This window comes from Nocardioides endophyticus (genome assembly GCF_039543845.1).
In the GTDB taxonomy this organism is placed as follows: Bacteria; Actinomycetota; Actinomycetes; order Propionibacteriales; family Nocardioidaceae; genus Nocardioides; species Nocardioides endophyticus.
Genome location: NZ_BAABKN010000019.1, coordinates 165077 through 186601 on the forward strand (window position 1 = coordinate 165077; position 21525 = coordinate 186601).

The window sequence follows — 21525 nt, forward strand, 5'->3', positions numbered from 1 at the left end:
CCCGGGATGCGAAGTCCTTTGGGCCGCTCAGAGCTCGGTGACGTGAACGCCGACCACCCCGGGGACGGTCTGGGCGACGACGCGAGCCAGCGCGCTGGTGCCGGTGTTCGCGGGCCCGGTGATCTGGACGACGCCGTCGTCTACCTCGACCAGCCAGTCGTCATGACCGGTGGAGGTCAGCAGCCGGCTGATGTCGGCGGCGATCACGGCGTCGGTACGCGCGAACTGCTTGACGATGTCGCTGCGGCTGATCACACCTACGACGTGCTGGTTCTGGTCGACGACCGGCAGGCTCTTCGCTCCGGTCGCGGTCATCATCTCGACGGCCGTGGCCGCATCGTCCTCGGGGGCCACCGTGACGGCGGCTCGGGTGAAGACGTCCTCGACGGTCGTCGGCGGGTACAGGGCGTCGATGACGATCGGACGCTCCTGGGCGCGCGGGTCACGAGGGACGACGTCCTCGATGAGGTCGGCCTCGCTCACGATCCCACGGAGGCGCCCCTTCCGGTCGACGATGGGCATCGCCGTGATCCCGAGCCTCGCCAAGAGGCTGATGGCCTCCTTGATGGTGGTCTCCGGCGTCGCCGTCACCGGGTCCGTGGTCATGACCTCTCGCACGAGCATCTCGCACCTCTTCCGTGTCTGGTTGGGGCCAGCTTGGGTTCACTGTCAGCCGCTACCGCGGCGTGCTCCAGAGGCCAAGGTCCTCTCTCCGGGCCACGGGACGGGTGGGCCGAAAGGCCCGCAGCAACCCGGGCACAGGGCCCTGACCGTCCCCGGCCGGAGAGCGGAGGATCGAGGTGACGGAACGTCTGTCCACGTACAGAGGGAGGTCAGATCATGACTGCAGCAACTCGACCCGTGGTGGTCGGAGTGGACGGCTCGAACGACAACCTGGGAGCGCTGCGGTACGGCGCCGAGGAGGCTCGTCGAGCGCAGGTCCCGCTGAAGCTCGTTCATGTGATCCCGGACTACGTCCCCATCTCCCCGATGATGCCGCTGACGCCCGCGGACATGGAGCAGACCGGTGCCACCTTCTTGACCAGGTCCGAGGAGCTGGCGCGGGCCATGGTGCCCGAGATCGAGGTCGAGGGCTGGCTCCATCACGGCACCCGGCCGGTCGAGCTGGCTCGCGGCGCCGAGGACGGCCAGCTGCTCGTGGTCGGGCGTGACAACCGACCCCTCATCGAGCGGATCCTGCGGGGCGACGCGGCGGCCGGTGTCGCCGCGCGTTCGACGGTGCCGATGGTGCTGGTCCCGTCCGACTGGGAACCAGGGCGAGCACACGGTGTCGTCCTGGTGGGAGTGAAGTCGCCGGAGCACGCGAACGCGCTGCTGGGTGACGCGATGGAGCTTGCCTCGGCGACCGGCGCCAAGCTGGTCGCCCTGCACGCGTGGAGGGTGCCGAGCGGGTACGACGACATCATCGAGTCGCGGGTCACGGCAGGCGAGTGGCGACAGCGGGCCGCCGACGAGCTCGAGTCGCTGCTCGAGAGCCGGCGCGAGGCCTACCCCGGCGTCGAGACCGAGGCCCGGGTCGTGCACGACCACGCTGCCCATGCGCTGGTCGAGGCATCGAGTGAGGCCGACGTACTCGTCATCGTGCGACGGGCGCACGGCGTGCCAGCAGCAACGCACCTGGGCGCCACCGCTCGGGCCGTCCTGCGGGCCGCCCACTGCCCCGTCCGGGTCGTGCCTCCTGAGCCGGACCCCGCTGCACCGAAGCCCGTGCCGGCCGCGGCGCCTGCGCTCGTCATGTACTGACGCTCGGTCCGAACCGGGCCGATGAGATGTGGTGAGGGAGATGGACGGGTCCGCCCTGACGTTCCTGGGTGCCGCCGGGACGGTGACCGGGAGCATGTTCCTGGTCGAGACAGAAGAGACCCAGGTGGCCGTCGAGGCCGGTCTCTACCAGGGACTCGCCGACCTGCGTCGACGCAACTGGGCCGCTCTGCCGCTCGTCGCTGACAGGCTGGCAGCCGTGGTCCTCAGCCACGCGCACCTCGACCACTGCGGCCAGGTGCCGCGCCTGGTGCGGGAGGGTTTCCGCGGGCCTGTCATCTGTACGGCGGAGACAGCCGAGCTGGCCACGATCGTGCTGCGTGACAGCGCCCATCTCCAGGAGGAGGACGCGCGGCTCGCCAACGAGGGTGGCTACTCGAAGCACCGGCCCGCGCTGCCCCTGTACGACGAGGCGGACGTCGCTCGCACCATCCCACTGCTGTCCCCGGCGGAGTTCGGCGCCTGGACCGACCTGACATCCGACACCCGCGTGCGCCTGGACCCGGCAGGTCACATCCTGGGGTCCGCCACCGTGCTGCTGGAGGCGGCCGGTACGCGCACGCTGTTCAGCGGAGACCTCGGCCGCGGGCACCATCCGATCCTGCGCGCGCCGGCACGGCCTCCCGCCGCGCAGACGGTGGTCGTCGAGTCGACGTACGGCGACCGGACCCACCCGCCGCCCGACCCCGAGGTGCTGGCAGGCGCGGTGCGACGCACGATCGGCCGGGGCGGCAGCGTGCTGATCCCGGCGTTCGCGGTGGACCGCTCCGAGCTGGTCCTCCTGGAGCTGCATCGGCTGATGTCCGGCGGCAGCATCCCGGACGTCCCGATCTACCTCGACAGCCCGATGGCCCTGTCGGCCCTGTCGGTCTATCGCCAAGCGCTCAGGTCCGACTCCGCCCAGCTGCGCCCGGAGCTGGGGGAGGTGCGGAAGGCCCTTGACGAGCTGCACGTGCGCGGTGTCCCGGATGCCGCGGGCTCGACGCGTCTGAATCGTCCAGGATCGCCATGCATCGTGATCTCGGCGTCGGGGATGGCGAGCGGGGGTCGAGTCGTCCATCACCTTGCGCACCAGCTGCCGGACACACGGAACTGTGTCGTGCTGACCGGCTACCAAGCCGTGGGCACCCGCGGCCGCCAGCTGCTCGAGGGCGTCCGTCACGTGAAGATCCACGGACGGTACGTCCCGGTGCGGGCGGAGATCGTGGACGTACCCAGCTTCTCGGTGCACGCCGACGCCGCCGAGATCGTGGACTGGCTCGGCCAGGCGCCGGAGAGGCCGGACGTCGTGTACGTCGTGCATGGCGAGCCCGCGGCATCGGCGTCCCTCGCCGTCCGGATCCACGACGAGCTCGGGTGGACTGCCGTCGTACCGCGCCACGGCGAGCGGGTCCGCCTGGGCTGACATGACGGGGAAGAGGCCCCCCTGGCACGGGACCAAGGCCCCTGATGCGGCGGCAGGGGTCGGCGGACGCTGACCGTAGGGGCATCGATCGAGGGCCCCGAGACCTATCAGGGAGTGATCGAGATGAGTGAGTTCGGGATCGTGGTCGCGGTGGGACCGGAGGGTGTCGGCGACGCCACCCTGGACTTCGTCGCAGCCGAGGCGCTTCGACGGGGCACCGGCGTCGAGCTGCTGCACGTCATCCATGCGCTGGTCGCCATGCCCGCGAGCATCGAGCAGGTTCAGGCGATCGACGTCGCCATCACCAAGGTCGGCCGCGAGGTACTCACCGCGGCCGCCTTGGCCCTCCGCCCTCGGCTCGGGGGCCGGGTGCCGCTGAACACCGAGATCCTGACCGGACCTGTGGTCGCCACCCTGGCCGACCATGCCGACTTCGCTGACCTGATCGTCCTCGAGCGGCGCGACGCAGGCCGCCTCGAACGGATGCTGACGATGTCGATCTCGGCTCGAGTGGCGGCGCACACGCACGCGCCGGTGGTCGTGGTGCCGCGTTCCTGGACCGGTGACCTCGACCCCGACCTTCCGGTGACCGTCGGAGCCGACGAACCTCTCGAGGCACTCCACCAGGTCGAGACGGCACAGGACTACGCCGCCGCCAGCGGTCGACCGATGCTGGTGCTCCACGCGGCGTGGCTTGCGGAGCCATACCAAGGGCCGGTCCTTGCCAGCTACCCACGGACCGAGTGGATCGCCGATGCCGACCGCGAGCTGGCGACGGGCCTGGAGAAGCTGGCAGAGCAGCCCGGGGCCAAGGTCGACCGCGAGGTCCAGTGGGCTCGTCCGGTGGACATGCTGGTCGAGGCCACGCGGCACTCCGCCGTGCTCGTGCTGAACCGGCGTCCAGGCGAACACCCGCTCGGCGGCCACCTCGGTCAGGTGACCCGCACCGTGCTGCGCCACGCCGAGTGCCCCGTCATGGTCGTCGACCGGACCTGACGCCACCCACCCCTCCTTCGGAAGGCGAAGACATGAGGACCTACCGCACGTGCTGGGGGTTCACTGCCATCCTCGTCACGGCCGTCGCTGTGGTGGCGGCAGTGCCGTCTGTGGGTGTCGGTCCGCTGCTCGCAGAGACTGTTGCGCTGGCCATCCTCGGACTCACCTTCGGTGTGGCCTGGTCCGTCGACGGACAACGCTGGTGGCGTCCGGCGCGGCAGGGCGCCACCTGGTTCGCCCTCGGAGGGATCCTGGTCATCGGCCTCCCTGAGGCCATCGGGGCTTGGTCGATCCCTGTCCTCGTGCTGATCGGCTCGTCGGCTCCTGTCGTGGTCGAGCAGGCCAACCGCTACTGGCGGGCTCGGCGGCCGGTCAAGGCGACGGACCACCCTGAGAAGCTGTCCGACCGCGACCTGATGCGCCGGTGGCGCTCGTCGTACGACGAGATGCGACGCCAGGGCTGCCCGGCGACGGACGTCCTGCGTCTCGTGCAGGAGCGGTCGCTGCTCCTCGACGAGGTCGAGCGCCGCGACCCGGCCGGGTTCGAGCAGTGGCTCGAGCGTGTCGCCCCCCGCGAGACCCAGGACCGGTAGCGATGGCGGCCATGACGACGTCGCCGGCGCTGCTGGAGCGCTGCGGAACGGTCCTCGGTCCCGTCGCGACCGGGACCTTCGGCGACGGGTGACCAATGCCCCTGTCGGCCCTCGGGCCGGGGGAGGAGCCTGGGTCGTACGCCCTCGAGAGGAGACGACGATGGGGAACGGCAACTCCGGCGCCGCCGCAGGCGGCGGCGCGATCTACGGCCTCGGCATCTTCGGTGCCTGGGTCTACTTCTGGCAGGAGGCCGACGGTTTCTGGTGGCACCTGCTCGCCGTGCTCGAAGGTCTCGTGTGGCCCGCGCTCATGGTCTACGACGCCTTCGGCGCGCTGAACTGACCCTGCCGACGCCGTACGACGTGGTGGTGCTGCCGCCGAGAACGGAGTAGAACGGGCGCATGTCGCCGTACACGCGGCCATTGGTGCGGGTGTACCTGCTCGACGATCACGACATCGTCCGGCAGGGACTCCGCGACCTCCTCGCGCCGGCCGAGGACATCCACGTCGTCGGTGACTCGGCCCATGCCAGGACCGCTGCGGAGGACATCCTGAGGCTACGGCCCGACGTGATGCTGCTCGACCTGCAGCTGCAGGACGGGTCGGGCATCCAGGTGTGTCGCAAGGTCAGGTCGGCCGACGACTCCGTGCGGGCCGTGCTCCTCACCTCGGCCGGCGACGAGGACGCGCTGGTCGCGACGATCCTCGCCGGTGCCTCCGGCTTCGTCGTGAAGGTCGCCGGGACGTCGGACATCGCGAGTGCCATCCGGCGAGTCGGCGCGGGCCGCTCGCTGCTCGACACGTCGGCCAGTGAACGGGCACGCACCCTGCTCCGTGACCGCGCGAGAGCGGCGCGACCGTCCCTGTCGGAGATTGAGCTGGAGCTGCTCGATCACCTCGCCGCGGGCGCTACCGACCGCGAGCTGGCGGATCGGCTCAACGCCTCCGAGACGGAGATCGAGGCCGTGGTCACCGATCTCGCGCTGCGAGTGGTGACGGTGTCGCGCCCGGCGACGACGTTCCTGAACTCCGCCGGTCCAGGCAAGCACCGTCGCCAGGTCTAGCGCAGCTCATCGCCGGACGACCAACAACATTCCTACGCACGAGAGGGCCATCACGACCAGGCCGGTCACGATCAGGACGTTGCCCAGCGTGCCGAGAGCGGGCACCTCGGCGCCGACCGCGACGTTGGCTGCAACGGGGGTCGTGCCGTCGCTGTTCATGACCACCAGAGTCCAGCTGCCGTTCGCGGGCTCCCACGTGATGCTCTGCTGTCCTGGGCCGCTGGCCGACGCCACCCAGAAGTCCGCGGCGGCCGGGGCGACGGAGGGCGGCCCGCCGGCGAAGAACCGTGCCATCGGCATCATGACGTTCCGGTGGTGGCCCGCCGGGTCGACGATCGTCGAGTGGGCGACGCCGCCCAGGTATCGGTCGACATCGACGCTTCGAGCGACGCCGATGAAGACGGGTCCCGGGGCCGTCGGGTCGGCCGTGGCTGTCATCGTGCCGAGGACTCGACCAGGGAGATCCACGATCGTCGCGTCGGCGTGGAACTCGGCGCGCTCGGACTGCACGGCGTACCCCGGCGACCACCAGGTCTCGGCCGGACTCATGAGGAAACCGTGGTCGTCGCGGCCGGGCCCGTCTGCGAGGCGCGCGGCACCTCCTCCCAGGAGCAGGCCCGTGCCGAGCAGCAGGAACAGGACGGCGGCGACGGCAGCGACGACGCGGCCTGGTTCCCAGCCAGAGCCAGGGCGTTGGGTGGGTGTAGGAGTGATGGGTGTCGAGATGGCCATCACGATCACGACCTTCAGATAGGACCGAGAACTACTGAAGGCCAGCGTCTCGCCGCGGGTTGCGCCGCAGCAGAGCAGAAGGTCCTCGAGGGGCTGGGGAGTTGGCCACGACCCGCGGTTCGGCTCTAGGCGTCCGGCTCGTCCCCGACGGGGACGACGGCGACCGAGCAGTGGGCGTGCTCCACCACCCGGGGTGCCACGGATCCGTAGATGAGCTCCTGGAGGAAGGGCTTGCGCCGGTGACCGAGGACGAGGAGCGCTGCACGACGCGACGACGCGATCAGCTGGACATCCGCGAACCCCCGACTGAGGAGATGGTGCACCGCCACGGACGGGTAGCGGCGAGATGGCGGGCCGGCCGCCTCGAAGAGGACGGCCAGTTGGTTCGCGTGGCGCGGGTCATCGGCGGGAACCTCACGGGTCTCGGCCTGTCCCACCGCGTCCCAGAAGGTGTGCACCAGCGTGACCGGAAGTCCGCGGGCGTCGGCCACACGGAAGGCGAAGTCGAGAACGGTGGCGTCGTGGCCGTCCCCTGCGACGCCGACCATGACGCCGACGTCGCGGTTCTTCTGCTCCGCACCCCGGATCACGGCCACCGGACACCCGGCGTGCTTCACTGCTGCCATCGCCACGGAGCCCAGGAGCAGCTGACGGATCGGGCCGAGTCCGCGGGTTCCTACGACCAGCGCCGAGGCACCTGCCGCTGCTTCGAGCAGCGCCGTACGAGGGTCCGACATCCGCACCCGTTCGTAGACCTCCGAGACATCGTGCTCGGCTCGCACCCTCTGCGCGGCATGCCGGAGGAGGGCGTGGCCGTCGCTCTCCAGCCGAGCGAGCAGGTCGCCGTACTCCATGCCGCTGGACTCCACGTACGCCATGGCGCCGAGGGACGGCGGGTGCACGGCGTGGAGGAGCACCAGGGGACGGTGCTCCAGTGAGGCTTCCCGCGCGGCCCAGTCGAGGGCGAGCTCCGCACAGGCGGACCCGTCGATGCCGACCACGATCGCGTCGGTCGGGATGCTGGTGTCAGTCGAGGTGGTCATGATCGGTCTAGTTCCCGTGTCCAGTTCGTGCAGTGAGGACGGTCATCCGCGAAGGCGGATGACCGTGTTGGGTGAATGTCTGCGGGCTACCGCAGAACCTTGTTCTTCCGGACCGCATCGGTCTGGCGCCACTGGCGACCGAGGCCCCAGGTGTCGCCGGCGTTGAACGCCGCCAGGACGACCAGGCTGATGGCGCCGAGGACGTGCTCGTCGAGGACGGGGTTGTTCTCAGGCGGCAGCACGACGCTCCACATCAGCAGGTAGAGAAGTGCACCGGCGGCCGCGGCGATCCGCATGCCGATGCCGAACGTCAGCGCTAGGCCGATGGCGAGAAGGCCGAACATGAAGAGCCAGTCGGCCCAGGCGTCGCCCGCGATCGAATGGTAGAAGCTGTCGAACGGGCCGTCTGCGCCGAACTTCAAGAAGCCCTCGGTCGGGCTGCCGCCGTGGATCCAGGCGGCGTCTCCGAAGCGGTCGAGGTTGCCCTGGGCGTCGTACCCGGTGTGGAAGCCGAGCGCGAACGTCTTGTCGACGAAGGCCCACAGGAAGGTGAGTCCGAACGCGATGCGCAAGGTCGCCAGCGCGCGCCGAGCGAACGGGGTGGGTGTCTCGTCGATGCCGACCGAGGTGTCCGCCTCGGTGCGGTGGTGGGTCGTGGTCATGACATGACCTCCTCGGTCGTTGGTGTTGATCTGTCGAGGCAAGCGTTTCGCCGGGACCGGTGTGGTGTCAGGGCCTGAGGTCCCGCTGGCCGGGGTTCGTTGGTCCTGCTGACCGGGGGACCACGGCGACGACCGTGCGGGCGTGCTCCACGAGGTGGCCGGCAACGTCGCCGGCGGCGGCCCTGGACAACATGTTGGGAGATCGGCTCCCGACCACGAGCAGGTCCATGCGCTCGGCGGCCGACCTCAAGGTCTGCTCGGGCAGGCCTGGACTGACCTGGACCGTCACGTGGACGTCGGGGTACTTCTCGGTCATCCCTGCCACCGACTCGGCGAGGATCAGCCGCGCGTCCTCGAGCCTGCGCTCCGAGGGCGGAACGACGGCCCCCTGGTACTCCACTGCGAAGGTGTCAGACACGCAGTGCATCACCGTCAGCGGCAGACGGCGGATCGACGCCTCCCGGTAGGCGAAGTCGAGTGCGGGCTGGGATTCTGAGGTCCCGTCCGCGCCGACGAGGACGCCGCGGCGTACGACGCCGATGCGGTGCGGCCGGACGACGACGACCGGGCAGGTTGCGTGCCTGGCGACCGCGGAGCTCACCGATCCGAGCAGCAGGCTGCGGACCGGGCCTCTGCCGCGAGAACCCACGACCACCATGTGGGCACGCTCGGCGGCAGCGAGGAGGGCCTGGCGGGCGTCGTCGGTGACGACGCTGGTGAGTGTCTCGTTCGCAGAGTGTCGTGAGGCAACCTCTCGTGCCGCCGCTGCGGCGACCTCCTCGCCGTGCCGTCGCATCTCCTGGACGACGGGATCCACGCCGGTGAGCCAGACCGTCCCGGGGGTTCCTAGGGTGCCGACCGCGTTGATGAGGACCAAGGGGCGGTGGTCGAGCGCAGCCTCCTCGGCCGCCCACGCCAGCGCCTGCGAACACGACTCGGAGCCGTCGACACCGACGACGATGCTGCCAGGCGGGATGTAGGTGGTTTCCATGGCTCAACGATCGATCTCCGAGTTCGTGGGCGACACGGCCGCATGACCCGTCGGGGTCAGGACCTAGTGCCCGCCCGGGCCGTTCAGGTGATCAGGACGTCGTCCACGGGACGCCGCGGAGTGAGCGGCCGGGTGCTGTGGCCGATCTCCTGCCATCCGATCCGGAGCAGGGCCTGAGGTGCGGCCCTACCTCCGAGGAGCTCGTGCGTGAGGGCCAGACGCGTCTCCTCGATCTCGACGACCTGGCTGAGTGGGACCACGGAGAGCCCATCCGTCGTGGCGCGCAACCATGCCGCGCTGAGGACCTCCCCTGCCTGCAACCAGGCCGCTCGGTCGTCCTCCTCCGTGCTGATCAGGAGCAGACCGTCTGAGCTCTGGACGAGTTCGTCGAGGTCCATCGGGTCATGGGAAGTGAACCGCGACATCCGAGGCCGCGGATCCGCGCCGGCGCAGACCGCGGCGGACGGGATGCCGTCCGCGGGACTGCGGTCGATCCACTGCCGCTGCTCCTCGTCGTACCGCGGATCGGAGCTCTCCCGTGCGATCGCGCGACGGAGCAGGAACTCGAGTCGGAAGCGCTCGGACACGTTGGTCATCGGCACCACCTGGACGCCGTCACGGCTGACCGCCCTCGACAGCGCTGCGAGCCGCTCGTCTGACATCGGCCACGACGTGAACCTGCTGCGGTCGGTGCGTCGGCGCTCGAGCGCGCGCAGGTCTGCCGTGGCGTGGGCCGACCTCCGCCCGGGAGCCAGGTCGATGGTGGCGAGGTGGTCGTGGCTGCCTGGGGTCGGGAGCCGGGCCACCCGTGCATCGAGCCCGACGGCATCGGCGGCGACCTGCGCGTGGTGCAGTGCGGCGCCGCAGCTGACCGTCAGGCTCCGACCTCGACTGTCGGCGACGGGCAGCTGCCGGGTGGGGTCGCCGTACAGGTCGATCCGGGTGTCCGAGATCCGCCACAGCCAGGGTTGGGTGTTGTGGATGCTCGGCGCGCGGCACGCGAGTTCGACGATGCGGCGCAGGGTCGTCGGTCCGGGCGAGGTGCGGGCGCTCACGACGTCCCCTGGAACGTGAGGTCGCGGCGCGCGAGGACGGTGAGGAGGACGAGAGCCGGGACGGACCACAACCAGAAGCCGAATCCGAACAGCATCAGCAGGACGTGGAACGAGATGACGCCGTACCAGCCCCACCGTGCGGCGCGACCGCCGATGAGCAGGAGGGCGCCGAGCACGATCTCGCCGCCCATCAGGAGCAGGCCCCAGACGGTCGGCGCGGCCATCACGATCTCCTGCCAGCCGTCGCGCACGAAGGCGAACAACCCCGCGTCGGCGAACGGTCGGTAGATCTGCGGATCCGCGGCGACGAGGCCGAGGTGGACACCCCCCATCACCAGGAAGAACCCTCCGACGAGCTGACGGCCGACGGCATGCCGGGTTCGGACCCGTTCGGGCCTGGTCCGTTCCGTCGCGGGTGTCGTCGGCGTGCTGGCCATGCTGGACCTCCTCGTGTCGGCTTCAACGCTGCGTCGTGGCGGGTCGTGGGCGTAAGGGACGAAGGTCCCGGGAAAGGCGGGTCGATGGAGGGGGACAGGCGCGATCGGACGGATCTACATTGTCGCTATGCCCGAAGAACCGCAGCCGCCCGCGCCGATCACGGTCTTCCTCCTGGACGACCACGAGATCGTGCGCCGTGGCATCCGGGAGCTCCTCGAGTCCGAGGGGGACATCACCGTCGTGGGTGAGTCCGGCTTGGCCGAGGAGGCCGCGCGCCGGATCCCGGCGCTACGTCCCGATGTCGCCATCCTCGACGGGCGCTTGCCTGACGGGTCCGGCATAGACGTCTGTCGAGAGATCCGCTCGCGGGACCCGGAGGTCGCGGCGCTGATCCTGACGTCGTACGACGACGACGACGCGCTGTTCTCGGCGATCATGGCCGGAGCCGCTGGCTACATCCTCAAACAGGTCCGGGGCAACGACCTCATCGACACGGTCCGCCGGGTCGCCGCCGGCCAGTCGATGCTCGATCCCGCTGTCACGGCGCAGGTTCTCGAGCGCCTGCGGAACGGCCCCAAGACAGACCACTCCCTCGACCACCTGACGTCCCAGGAGCATCGCATCCTGGAGCTCATCGCCGACGGGCTGACCAACCGGCAGATCGCCAGTGAGCTCTTCCTCGCCGAGAAGACGGTCAAGAACTACGTCTCATCGGTGCTCGCGAAGCTCGGTCTCGAGAGCCGGACCCAGGCGGCCATCTTCGCCACGAAGCACCTGCCCGAGTGAGGTCACGTCTCCACCGGCGGAGGCAGCAGCTTGCGGCCCGTCAGCTCGACCGGTTCGACCCGGACGAACAGGGGTCGCGGCCCTGCAGGCCAGACCTGGAAGTCGGCCAGGTGCTCGGGCACGTCGTTGCCGTCCAGGATCTCGGCGACTCCCCGGACCACGGTGCTCCATCCCGCACCGCCCTCCAGGTCGAGGCCGTCGACCTCGACGGTGATCCACTGCCCGCCGCACTCGCGGGCGAGCTGGGAGTACGGCGTGGTGCGGAACCACATGGCGCCGTCCGCGATGGTGTAGTTCACCGGCACGACTGCGACGCCCCGGGGCCCGTTCCAGGCGACCCGCGCGATCTGCGCCAACTCCAGCAAGTGCCGGCAGTCGAACGCAGGGATCTCGACCAGTCGGGCGCCGGGTCCAGGTGTCGGGTTCATGTCCTCGCCTCCTCGAATATGGGCATCCTCATGCTCGCCGCCACGGCCAGGTGGAGCCAGGTGAAGGTGGCCCGAGCTTCCCGGGACCTTTGGCCCGTCCGAGCACTACGATGCTCGTGACGACCGGAGGAGGACGTGACTGCTGACGAGCCCAAGCACGCGTCACAACCTGGGGTAGCGGTCCGTCCGGGTCTTCTTGCCGATGCGGACTTCGACGACCTGGTGCATGAGGTCCTCATCCGGATGCACGGGGTGCTGGATGCCCAGGTCCGATGGCGGCTGCTGCTCGACGCCGTCGTCACGATGGCCGCGGACCTCTCCCTGGACCGGCTGCTGTCACGGATCGTCGAGATCGCCGGCGACCTGGCGGGCGCTCAGTACGCCGCCCTCGGCGTGCTCGACGCCGGGCCTGAGCGACGACTCCGGACGTTCGTCACTCACGGGCTGTCGCCCGCCACGGTGAGCGAGATCGGAGACCTGCCCACCGGCCACGGCTTGCTGGGTCTGCTGATCGACCACCCGGAGCCGGTGCGCCTCCACGACATCGCCCAACACCCGGCGTCGTACGGCTTTCCGGCGAACCACCCGCCGATGCGCTCCTTCCTCGGCGTACCGGTCCGCATCCGTGATCGGGTCTTCGGGAACCTCTACCTGACGGAGAAGGTCGGCGGAGGCGACTTCACCGAGCAGGACGAAGAGATCGTCGTCGCGCTGGCCGCGGCCGCCGGCGTCGCCATCGAGAACGCCCGGCTGGCCGAGGACGCGACCAGGAGGGAACGGTGGCTGGCAGCCACCGCCGAGTTCACTGCGCTCCTCTCCGGATCGACTTCAGGACACGATCCGCTCGAGCTCGTCGCGGACCGGGCACGAGAGGTCGCGGAGGCAGACGTGGCGTGGGTGGTCACCGGGACCTCCGTCGAGAGCCTCCGGGTCCGAGTCATGTCGGGGGCTGTGGCCAGTCCTGCTGCCCTGGACTCCCTCGACCTCGAGCAGTCCTTGGCGAGCCGCGTCGTCCAGTCGGGGCTCCCCGTCTCGGTCGAGGATCTGGCAAGCGACCCGCGAGCGATCGATGTCTCGGCTGCGCTCGGCCTGCCCGCCCTCGGCCCTGCCATGGTCGTCCCCCTCCGCAGCCAGTCCGGGATCGAGGGCGCGCTCGCGCTCGCCTGGACGCCGGACCACATCGCCCGCTTCCGCGAGGTCGATCCCGCCATGCCGGCCAACTTCGCCGAACAGGCTGCGCTCGTACTCCAAGTCACGCGCGGCCGCGACGACCGCGAACGTCTCGCCGTCCTCGAGGACCGCGACCGGATCGGCAGAGACCTGCATGACCTCGTCATCCAGCGGCTGTTCGCGATAGGACTCGGGCTGCAGAGCACGTCCAGACTGGTCGACCACGAGGAAGCGACGAGTCGTCTCGATGCCGCGGTCGACGACCTGGATGCGACGATCAAGGACATCCGGCGGTCGATCTTCGCCCTCGGCGCCGTCGGCGACACGGCCGACATCCAGGCCGAGGTGACCCGTCTGGTCGACCGGGCCGCCGGCACGTTGAAGTTCCGACCGTCGTTGACGTTCGAGGGCCCGGTGCGCACACTCGTGACCGAGGTGGTCGCGCCCGACCTGCTGGCCGTGCTGGCCGAGGCCCTGTCCAACGCCGCCCGCCATGCTGAGGCGAAGCTGGTGGAGGTGGTGCTGAGTGCGGGCGCGGAAGGCGTCACCCTCACGGTCTCCGACAACGGTCGGGGGATTCCCGGCGAGATCGTGGAGAGCGGGCTCTCCAACATGCGCGAACGCGCGGAGCGACTCGGGGGTCGATGCGAGGTGACGTCCTCCGGCGAGCAGGGCACGACAGTCCGCTGGTCGGTGCCGTCCCACTGACCTCCAGAGGGCGTGCCGTCCTCAACCGGCCGGCACGAGCGCGCGGCGAGCTGCCACCGCAACGGCACGACCCCAGACAGCTGCGCGCTCGAGCTCGCCGTCGACCAGCGGCCCGTCGGTGTCCTGCACCAGGAACGGAGTCGGCCGTGCCACCAACGAGAAACGATGGTGCGCGAGGAGGTGTGCCGCCCTCGTCGATGCTGCCTTCGGCAGGCGCCGCGCCTTCGTGACGCGGGTGTCGAAGGCTGCTGCCGGACGGCCCCGTCCCTCCCCGGGTGGCGTGGCTGTGAGCCATTCCCGAAGACCAGTAGTGGCGGCGTCAGGCCGGCCACCTTGCCGTACGGCGTCGGCACGGGTCGCGGGGCGGCTCAGGGAGAACGCATGGGTCGGCGCACCGACGACGAGGACGTCGAACTCCGCCTCGGCCGCGGACAGCGCTCTCCCCACGTCAGTCACGGCAACCGCCAGTCCTTCGGCACGCAGTCCGTCAGCGACGGCATGGGCGGCCCGTTCGGTGCAGCCGAACATGGACTCGTAGACCACGAGTGCCCGCAGCGGGTTGTCAGAGCTTCTCATCTCATCCTCCTTCGGTGTCCGACTTCAGCCTCGCGCCGACCAGGGTCGAGGAGATGGGCCGTGGGACCCCCCGGGGCCGTGACCTAGGTCCTGGTCGCCGGGAATCCCACGCCGACGGGGTCGAAGGTCCCTACACGGCCCGTGCGGCGCCGACGAGTCTGGAAGTGAGTTCCCCAGCTGAGGAGGCCACCATGCTCGACTCCACCCCCCGCAAGATCCTGGTCGGTGTCACCGGTGACCAGGACATCCGCGCAGCCCTGGCGTTCGCTGCAGGAGAAGCACGGCGACGCGGCACCGGGGTGCACCTCGTCCATGCCGTGCACCCCGTCCACATGGCCCCAGACGGTGCCACCGTCACCGTCGAGGACCATGCGGTCCGCAAGCTCGGCCGGAAGGCGCTCGCGGATGCATCGCTGGCGCTCGAGCACGAGCTCGGCGAGGACCTTCCCGTCAGCACGGAGCTCGTCCGCGGCACAGCACCTCACGTCCTGGTCGACATCGCCCAGCACGCGTGCCTCGTCGTACTGCAGCACCAGCGGATGGGCAAACCGATGTTGGTGCCGTCCCTGTCCACCACCAATCCGGTGGCTGCCCTGTCGCCCGTGCCCGTCGTGGCAGTGCCTGCTGAGTGGGCCGAGACCGCGGACCGACGCGGGGTCACGGTGGGGGTGGACGATCCCGATCGGTCCCGCGAGATCGTCCGCGCAGCCCTCGAGGAGGCACGCAGACGAGGCACCAGCGTGCGCTTGCTTCACGCATGGCACTACAGCACGGCGTACGACGACCTCGTCTTCGAGGGCGATGCGGGTCGCCGTCATGAGGCCGAGCAGGCGGAGGGACTGACGGCCGGCCTAGAGGCGATGCTCGCCCGTTACCGGGACGTGCAGACCGAGGTCGTGGTCGTTCACGCCCGGGCGGCGGACGCCCTCGTGGACGAGTCCCACCGGGCGGCCCTGCTCGTCGTCGGTCGCCACCGGCACGCGATCCCTCTCGGGCCGCACTTGGGCTCTGTGGCGCGCGCGACGCTGCGGCACGCCACCTGTCCTGTCCTGGTGGTCGACCCGGTCAGGGCAGCGACCCAGCAGCCCGCAGTCGCGACGTCTACGACGTCCGTCGGCTCAGGAGGTGGGTCATGACTCTCCGCTCCGGCCCTGTCGTCGTCGGGGTCAACGGGTCCGCCCTGGACGAGGGCGCACTGCGAGCCGGCGTGGCGGAGGCGCACCGCCTCGGTGTCGGCATCACCCTCGTCCACGTGGTCCCGGACTACGTGTCGGTCTCCCCGTTGCTCCCAATCACCCCGACCGACCTCGATGGTCTCGGCTCTGAAGTCGTTGCGCGGGCGGCGAAGCTCCTGCGTGAGATCGACCCCGAGATCGCGGTCAACCAGAAGCTCGAGCACGGCTCGCGCACCAAGCGCCTCGCCGAGGCCGCCGCCCAGGCACGCGCACTCGTCGTCGGCCGGGACGACCGGTCGCTGGCGGTTCGACTCCTACGAGGCAACGCGGCGACCGGCGTGGCCGCAGTTGCAGTCTGTCCGGTGCTCGCCGTACCCGCCGGTTGGCAACCGGTGCCTCGCCGTGGGCAGATCGTCGTCGGCATGAAGTCGCGGGCGCACTCGCCCGAACTGCTCGAAGATGCGTTCGCCCTGGCATCGGCGCTCGGCGACAAGCTCGTCCTTCTCCATGCGTGGCGGTTGCCGACCGGTTACGACGACATCATCGAGTCCCGGGTGGCGGTTGATCAGTGGTCAGAGCGGATCGTCCTCGCCTTCGATGCCCTGGTGAAGGACTTCCGGACCGCCTATCCCGACGTGGACGTCGAGATCAGGGCGGTGCACGACCGTCCGGTCTCGGCCCTCGTCGAGGCATCGCGGGACGCTGACGCGCTGGTGATAGTCCGGCGCTCGCACGGCGTCCCGGCGGCGGTCCTTCTTGGTGGTACCGCCAGAGCCGTGCTGCGATCGGCGTACTGCCCGGTGCGAGTCGTCCCCGCGGCCTTGCGGCTCGACGCCCTTCCGGGGCTCGTGCTCGAAGAGGCCGGGGCGTTGGCGAAATGACGGACGGTCCCGCCGCGCCGGCGGGGCTGAGCAGCGCCGAGGCTGCCGCCCGGCTTCGCGACGTCGGACCGAACCTGCCGCCGCGAGCACACCCACGGAGCTTCATCAGCCGAGTCGGCGACCAGTTGCGGGATCCGATGATCCTGCTCCTGCTCGGCGCGTTCGTCGTCGTCGGCGCGCTCGGCGACGTCGCAGACGCGAGCATCATCGCCGCCGTCGTCGTGCTGAACACCGCGATCGGCGTGGTCCAGGAGGTGCGTGCGGCCAACGCCTTGGCCGCACTCGACGAGCTCGCTGCACCCCAGGCGACCGTGACTCGCGACGGCCAGCTGGTCCGGATTCCGGGCGCGGACGTCGCGCCCGGTGACCTGCTCCGCCTCGAGGCCGGGGACGTCGTCGCGGCCGACGGCGATGTCATCGACGCTGCGGGCTTGCAGATCGACGAGTCTGCCATGACGGGGGAGTCGGTGCCGGTCGCACACGGCCAAGACGAGCCGGTGCTGGCGGGCACGGTGGTCACCCGCGGCCGCGGGACGGCCATCGTCAGCCGTACTGGCGCCGACAGTGGTCTGGGTCGCATCGCCGCCGGCGTGCTGGCCGCTGGTGTGCGTCCGACACCGCTCCAGCTCAGGCTCGCTCGGCTCTCTCGCCAGCTGGTGCTCGTCACGCTCGGCCTGGCTGCCTTGGTCCTCGTCCTCGGACTTCTGCGCGGTGAGGCCCTCGACGACATGGTGATCCTGGCCGTGAGCCTGGCAGTGGCCGCGATCCCTGAGTCGTTGCCGGCCGTCGTGTCGATCGCCCTCGCTCTCGGTGCCTACCGGATGGCCAGGCGTTCGGCGCTCGTGAAGCGGCTGCCGGCGGTCGAGACGCTCGGTTCGGTGACGGTGCTGGCGTCCGACAAGACCGGTACCCTGACGGAAGGGCGCATGGTCGTCCAGGAGCTGTGGACACCGACGGGCACCTGGACGGTGACCGGTAGCGGCTACGGTGCGGACGGCGAGGTGGTCGGTGGGTCCGACGGGGCGGCTCTCGAACCGTTGCTACGTGACCTGGTGCTCTGCAACGACGCCCAGATCGACGGACCGGAGGCCGGCCAGTGGTCGATCGTCGGGGACCCGATGGAGGCCGCATTGCTGGTCGCGGCGGCCAAGCACAGCCGGACGACGTTGGCGTCTCGGGGGCAGTGGACACGCGTTGACGAGGTCTCGTTCGACAGCGTCGCCAAGCGGATGACGACGGTGCACCGGTCGGCGGCCGACAACTGGCTGGTGGTGTGCAAGGGCGCGCCGGAGGCCGTCCTCGAGCTGCTCGCTGAACCGATTGGCGCGGAAGCCGCACGTCGAGCTGCGGCGGAGCTGGCGGCGCGAGGCTTCCGGGTCCTGGCCGTGGCCGATGCGTCGTACGACGCTCCGCCGGGCGCCGACCATCTGCACCGCGGTCTCGTGCTGCGCGGTCTCGTCGCGCTGTCCGACCCACCCCGTGACACGGCGCGCGAGGTCGTCCAGGCCTGCCGTGACGCGGGAATTCGCACCGTGATGATCACCGGTGACCACCCGGCGACCGCCCGCGCCGTCGCCGACGAGCTCACCATCACCCGCGAAGGCCCCGAGGTCGCAGACGGTGACGCGGTCGTGCGCGGCGAGCACCTCGATCAGGTCGAGCAGATCGGCGTCTACGCGCGCACTCAGCCTGAGCACAAGGTAGACATCGTCACCGCGTGGCAACGACGCGGCGACGTCGTGGCGATGACCGGCGACGGAGTCAACGACGCGCCCGCGCTTCGAAAGGCCGACATCGGAATCGCCATGGGCGACCGTGGGACGGAGGTGGCCCGTCAGGCCGCAGACCTGGTGCTCGCCGACGACGACCTGCGCACCGTCGTGGTCGCGGTCGGCGAGGGCAGACGCATCTATGCCAACATCCGGCGCTTCCTGAGGTACGGACTGTCTGGTGGCTTCGCCGAGGTCCTCGTCCTGGTCGCCGGCCCGTTCATCGGCATACCGATGCCGTTGGGACCGGCTCAGATCCTGTGGATCAACATGATCACCCACGGGCTTCCCGGCGTCGCGTTCGGTGGCGAGCCGATCGATCCCACCGACATGCGCCGTCCCTCGCCCTCCCCGGAGCATTCGGTGCTCGGCAACGGCCTCCTGGTCCAAATCCTGCAGTCGGGCGTCCTCATCGGCGTCGTCGCGTTGCTGGCAGGGTTGGTCTGCCCCGACGCGGCGAGCGTGCAGACGTGGATCTTCCTCTGCCTGGGGCTGTCCCAGCTCGGTGTCGCGCTCGCACTGCGCGCTCCTCGTGCCGGATTCGCCTGGCGATCGCGCGGGCTTGAGGGTGCCGTACTGCTGGCGGGGACGCTCCAGGTCCTGGCGGTGGCGTGGGCGCCGCTCCGCGACCTGCTGGGCACGACCCTCATCAGCCCTACGGCGGCAGGCGCAGTTTTGGCACTCAGCGCGGTGCCGGGATCGGTCCTGGTGCTGCGTCGCCAGTGGCATCGGCACCGAGCCGTGCGCGGCGCCACTTAGCCAACCCGTCGACCAGCACCAGGACGATCCCTCCACCTAATGCCAGGCCCCAGCCGAGGGTCCCGGGCCAGGTGCCACCCAGCAGCTCGGCGAGATCGGGGACGCCGAGGAAGACGACCAGCAGCGCGGCTTCGGCGGCGACTGCGACCAGGACGAGCGGGTTGCCGCGAGGATCGAGCCGCCAGACGGGGCGTGTCGTGCTCCGACAAGCCACGGCGTTCGCCATCTGGCAGATGGCGATGGTGGCGAATGCCGTGCCCGAAGCGTGCGCGAGCAAGGCCGCCGACGGCGTGGCACCCCATGACCAACCGCCCCGAACGAGTACCACGGCAAATGCACCGAGTGAGGCCGCTGCCTCGGTGGCTCCGAGCACGAGGAACGCCTTGGCCAGGACTGCGCGGTCGATCACGGAACGGCGTCGGTGACCCCGCATGATGCCCTTGCGCGGCGGCTCCGTGCCGAGCGCGAGAGCAGGCAACATGTCGGTGCCGATGTCCAGGGCCAGGACCTGGAGCACACCGATCGCGAGCGGGAACTGACCGGCAGTCAGCGCCCAGAGGACGAAGGGGGCGAGCTCCGCGACGTTGTCGGTGAGGTGGAACGTCAGGAAGCGACGGACGTTCTGAAAGGTGGCTCGGCCGAGCTCGACGGCGGCCACCATGGTCGCGAAGTTGTCGTCGAGGAGCACCAGGTCGGCGGACTCGCGCGCGACATCGCTCCCACTCGCACCCATGGCAACCCCGACGTCGGCCTCCCGAAGCGCGGGGGCGTCGTTGACCCCATCGCCCGTCATGGCAACCACGTGGCCGCCGGCACGCAGTGCACGAGCGATGCGGAGTTTGTCGGCAGGGGTGACCCGAGCGACGACCGCGCCGTCACGATTGTCGAGGAGGGCCGCGATCGCGGCATCGTCTCTCGGAAGATCTGATCCCTCGATGACGACGCCGTCGGGACCCATGAGACCCACCTCGTGGGCGATGGCGCACGCAGTTCGCGGATGGTCGCCGGTCAGCATGGCGACCCCGATCCCGGCATCACGGCAGGCGCGCAGGGAAATGGCGACGTCGGGCCGGGGCGGGTCCTGGAGCGCGAGCAGGCCCATGAGCTCGAGGTCCCGCTCGATGTCGTCGCTCCAGCCGTGGGTCCACGCACGCGAGGCGACGGCCAGCACCCGGCGACCTTGTCCGGTGAGCCGTCGCAAGTCGTCCTCCACGCCGGCGGCAACCTGCGCACACCGAGCAAGTACGTGCTCTGGAGCGCCGAGGACGTACAGGCGTCCGGGCACCAGGCATGAGCTGATCATTCGGTCAGCCGTGAAGGGCCGACGTTCGCCCTCGACGGCAGCGGCTGCGGGGGAGTGGCCCGCCCGCAACGCAAGGCAGTGGATCGCGGCGTCCATCGGGTCGCCGTCGACCGTCCACGTGGTTCGGTGGACCACCCGACCCGTGACACACGTGAGTGCCGCCTCAGCGATCGGTGCGACGACCGCCACCGGCTCCTCGGCGCCGCTGAACGTGGCCACCGGCTCGTAACCGGTGCCGGACACGTGAACTCGAGTGCCGGGAACGACCACCTCCACGACGCTCATCCGGTTCTGCGTGAGGGTGCCGGTCTTGTCGGTGCAGATGAAGGTCGTCGCGCCGAGCGTCTCGACCGCGTCGAGCCGCCGGATCAGGGCATTTCGCCGGGCCATCACCTGGGCCCCTCGGGCCAGCGAGAGGGTCACCGTGGGAAGCAGCCCCTCAGGCACCAACGCGACCGCCACTCCCACGCTGAAGAGGAAAGCCTCGGTCAGGGGAAGGCCGAGGGCGACGGACACCGAGCCCAAGAGCACGCCCGTTCCGGCGGCGATGATCGCGACGACACGCACCACTCGATGCAGCTGGACCGTCAGCGGGCTCGGCGGCCGCTGAGCGGTGGCGCTGAGCGCAGAGATGTCAGCCAGGGTGGTGTGGGAGCCGGTCGCCGCCACCTCGGCTCGCGCTTCGCCCTGGAGCACGAACGTCCCCGCCATCAAGGTGTCGCCCGCGCGGTGTGCCACCGCGCCGCTCTCACCGGTCGTCAGCGACTCATCGAGCGTCAGATTCTCGGAGGTCAGCACCCGCATGTCGGCACCCACACGGTCGCCAGCGCCCAGCAGGACGAGATCGCCGACCACGAGGTCGCGAACCTCGACGGTGCACACCGCACCGTTGCGGACCACCCGCGCACCCGCGGGGAGCAGGGCACGCAACCGCTGCGTTGAGCGGTCGGCTCGATACTCCTGCCAGAAGGCGAAGACGGCATTGAGAACGACGATGACGGCGATCGCGATCGCGAGGGACGGCATCTGAGCCAACAGCGCGAGGCCGGCGGCCACCCAGAGCAGCACCGCGAGCAGGTGGGTGAGCTGCCGTACCAGGAGCCGGACCGGTGTCGGGGAAGCAGCATCCGGGAGCTCGTTCGGCCCGTCATCGGCGCGACGGCGCTCGGCCTCGGCAGTGGTCAAGCCCCGGGGGTGCGCTGCCATAT

21 protein-coding genes are annotated in these 21525 nt (G+C 70.3%); 11 read left to right on the forward strand and 10 right to left on the reverse strand.

The genetic code is table 11. From position 1 onward, the window contains the following. Window positions 1–27: 27 nt before the first annotated feature. Window positions 28–606 carry a CBS domain-containing protein gene (locus ABEA33_RS15405; RefSeq protein ID WP_345527698.1) on the reverse strand — a complete coding sequence of 193 codons (579 nt, stop codon included), beginning with the start codon at window positions 604–606 and terminating at the stop codon, window positions 28–30. Between the two features lie 234 nt (window positions 607–840). On the opposite strand from ABEA33_RS15405, the gene ABEA33_RS15410 reads away from it, so the two are divergent. From ABEA33_RS15410 to ABEA33_RS15435, 6 genes are all read left to right on the forward strand, one after another. Next, window positions 841–1764 (forward strand): universal stress protein, encoded by a 924-nt coding sequence (locus tag ABEA33_RS15410; RefSeq protein WP_345527699.1) that lies wholly within the window; start codon window positions 841–843, stop codon window positions 1762–1764. A gap of 40 nt (window positions 1765–1804) precedes the next feature. After that, the gene (locus ABEA33_RS15415) at window positions 1805–3187 is read left to right on the forward strand and encodes an MBL fold metallo-hydrolase RNA specificity domain-containing protein (RefSeq protein ID WP_345527993.1); all 1383 of its coding nucleotides are present in this window, start codon (window positions 1805–1807) and stop codon (window positions 3185–3187) included. A 123-nt stretch (window positions 3188–3310) separates the two neighbouring features. Further along, a complete protein-coding gene (locus ABEA33_RS15420) occupies window positions 3311–4183 on the forward strand; it encodes a universal stress protein (RefSeq protein WP_345527700.1) in 873 nt (290 codons plus the stop codon). 32 nt (window positions 4184–4215) lie between these two features. Further along, entirely contained in the window at window positions 4216–4776 is a 561-nt protein-coding gene (locus tag ABEA33_RS15425; RefSeq protein ID WP_345527701.1) for a hypothetical protein, read from the forward strand. 160 nt (window positions 4777–4936) lie between these two features. Next, the gene (locus ABEA33_RS15430; RefSeq protein WP_345527702.1) at window positions 4937–5119 is read left to right on the forward strand and encodes a hypothetical protein; all 183 of its coding nucleotides are present in this window, start codon (window positions 4937–4939) and stop codon (window positions 5117–5119) included. 59 nt (window positions 5120–5178) lie between these two features. Next, on the forward strand, window positions 5179–5841 hold the full coding sequence (locus tag ABEA33_RS15435; protein WP_345527703.1) for a response regulator: 663 nt from the start codon (window positions 5179–5181) through the stop codon (window positions 5839–5841). Window positions 5842–5847: 6 nt separating this feature from the next. On the opposite strand, the gene ABEA33_RS15440 is transcribed toward ABEA33_RS15435, so the two are convergent. The 6 genes from ABEA33_RS15440 to ABEA33_RS15465 form a co-directional block, all read right to left on the reverse strand. After that, window positions 5848–6390 (reverse strand): hypothetical protein, encoded by a 543-nt coding sequence (locus ABEA33_RS15440; protein WP_345527704.1) that lies wholly within the window; start codon window positions 6388–6390, stop codon window positions 5848–5850. Window positions 6391–6698: 308 nt separating this feature from the next. Next, window positions 6699–7616, reverse strand: a complete 918-nt coding sequence (locus ABEA33_RS15445) for a universal stress protein (protein WP_345527705.1) — start codon at window positions 7614–7616, stop codon at window positions 6699–6701. Window positions 7617–7702: 86 nt separating this feature from the next. Continuing rightward, window positions 7703–8278, reverse strand: a complete 576-nt coding sequence (locus ABEA33_RS15450) for a hypothetical protein (protein WP_345527707.1) — start codon at window positions 8276–8278, stop codon at window positions 7703–7705. A 67-nt stretch (window positions 8279–8345) separates the two neighbouring features. Next, window positions 8346–9269, reverse strand: coding sequence for a universal stress protein (locus tag ABEA33_RS15455; RefSeq protein WP_345527708.1), 924 nt, complete (start codon window positions 9267–9269; stop codon window positions 8346–8348). A gap of 83 nt (window positions 9270–9352) precedes the next feature. Continuing rightward, window positions 9353–10324: an Acg family FMN-binding oxidoreductase gene (locus ABEA33_RS15460; protein WP_345527709.1), complete on the reverse strand. Its 972-nt coding sequence runs from the start codon at window positions 10322–10324 to the stop codon at window positions 9353–9355. Further along, a complete protein-coding gene (locus ABEA33_RS15465; RefSeq protein ID WP_345527710.1) occupies window positions 10321–10761 on the reverse strand; it encodes a hypothetical protein in 441 nt (146 codons plus the stop codon). Before ABEA33_RS15465 ends, ABEA33_RS15460 begins: the two co-directional genes overlap by 4 nt. A gap of 127 nt (window positions 10762–10888) precedes the next feature. Between ABEA33_RS15465 and ABEA33_RS15470 the strand changes: the two genes are divergently transcribed. Beyond that, window positions 10889–11548 (forward strand): response regulator, encoded by a 660-nt coding sequence (locus ABEA33_RS15470; RefSeq protein ID WP_345527711.1) that lies wholly within the window; start codon window positions 10889–10891, stop codon window positions 11546–11548. 2 nt (window positions 11549–11550) lie between these two features. On the opposite strand, the gene ABEA33_RS15475 is transcribed toward ABEA33_RS15470, so the two are convergent. Continuing rightward, complete coding sequence (locus ABEA33_RS15475; protein ID WP_345527712.1) at window positions 11551–11976, reverse strand: pyridoxamine 5'-phosphate oxidase family protein; 426 nt, start codon at window positions 11974–11976, stop codon at window positions 11551–11553. Between the two features lie 135 nt (window positions 11977–12111). Here ABEA33_RS15475 and ABEA33_RS15480 point away from each other — a divergent pair, with 135 nt between their 5' ends. After that, window positions 12112–13854, forward strand: coding sequence for a sensor histidine kinase (locus ABEA33_RS15480; RefSeq protein WP_345527713.1), 1743 nt, complete (start codon window positions 12112–12114; stop codon window positions 13852–13854). A 21-nt stretch (window positions 13855–13875) separates the two neighbouring features. Here ABEA33_RS15480 and ABEA33_RS15485 read toward each other — a convergent pair whose 3' ends face one another. Beyond that, the gene (locus ABEA33_RS15485) at window positions 13876–14430 is read right to left on the reverse strand and encodes a flavodoxin family protein (protein WP_345527714.1); all 555 of its coding nucleotides are present in this window, start codon (window positions 14428–14430) and stop codon (window positions 13876–13878) included. A gap of 191 nt (window positions 14431–14621) precedes the next feature. Between ABEA33_RS15485 and ABEA33_RS15490 the strand changes: the two genes are divergently transcribed. From ABEA33_RS15490 to ABEA33_RS15500, 3 genes are read left to right on the forward strand one after another with little or no spacing between them, the layout of a single operon-like run. Next, a complete protein-coding gene (locus ABEA33_RS15490) occupies window positions 14622–15566 on the forward strand; it encodes a universal stress protein (RefSeq protein ID WP_345527716.1) in 945 nt (314 codons plus the stop codon). After that, window positions 15563–16486, forward strand: a complete 924-nt coding sequence (locus ABEA33_RS15495; RefSeq protein WP_345527717.1) for a universal stress protein — start codon at window positions 15563–15565, stop codon at window positions 16484–16486. Before ABEA33_RS15490 ends, ABEA33_RS15495 begins: the two co-directional genes overlap by 4 nt. Continuing rightward, entirely contained in the window at window positions 16483–19014 is a 2532-nt protein-coding gene (locus ABEA33_RS15500) for a cation-translocating P-type ATPase (protein WP_345527718.1), read from the forward strand. The genes ABEA33_RS15495 and ABEA33_RS15500 overlap by 4 nt, the downstream gene beginning before the upstream one ends. Here the strand turns inward: ABEA33_RS15500 and ABEA33_RS15505 are convergent. Beyond that, window positions 18938–21502, reverse strand: a complete 2565-nt coding sequence (locus tag ABEA33_RS15505) for a cation-translocating P-type ATPase (RefSeq protein WP_345527719.1) — start codon at window positions 21500–21502, stop codon at window positions 18938–18940. The two genes, ABEA33_RS15500 and ABEA33_RS15505, sit on opposite strands and share 77 nt — an antisense overlap. Between the last annotated feature and the right edge of the window lie 23 nt (window positions 21503–21525).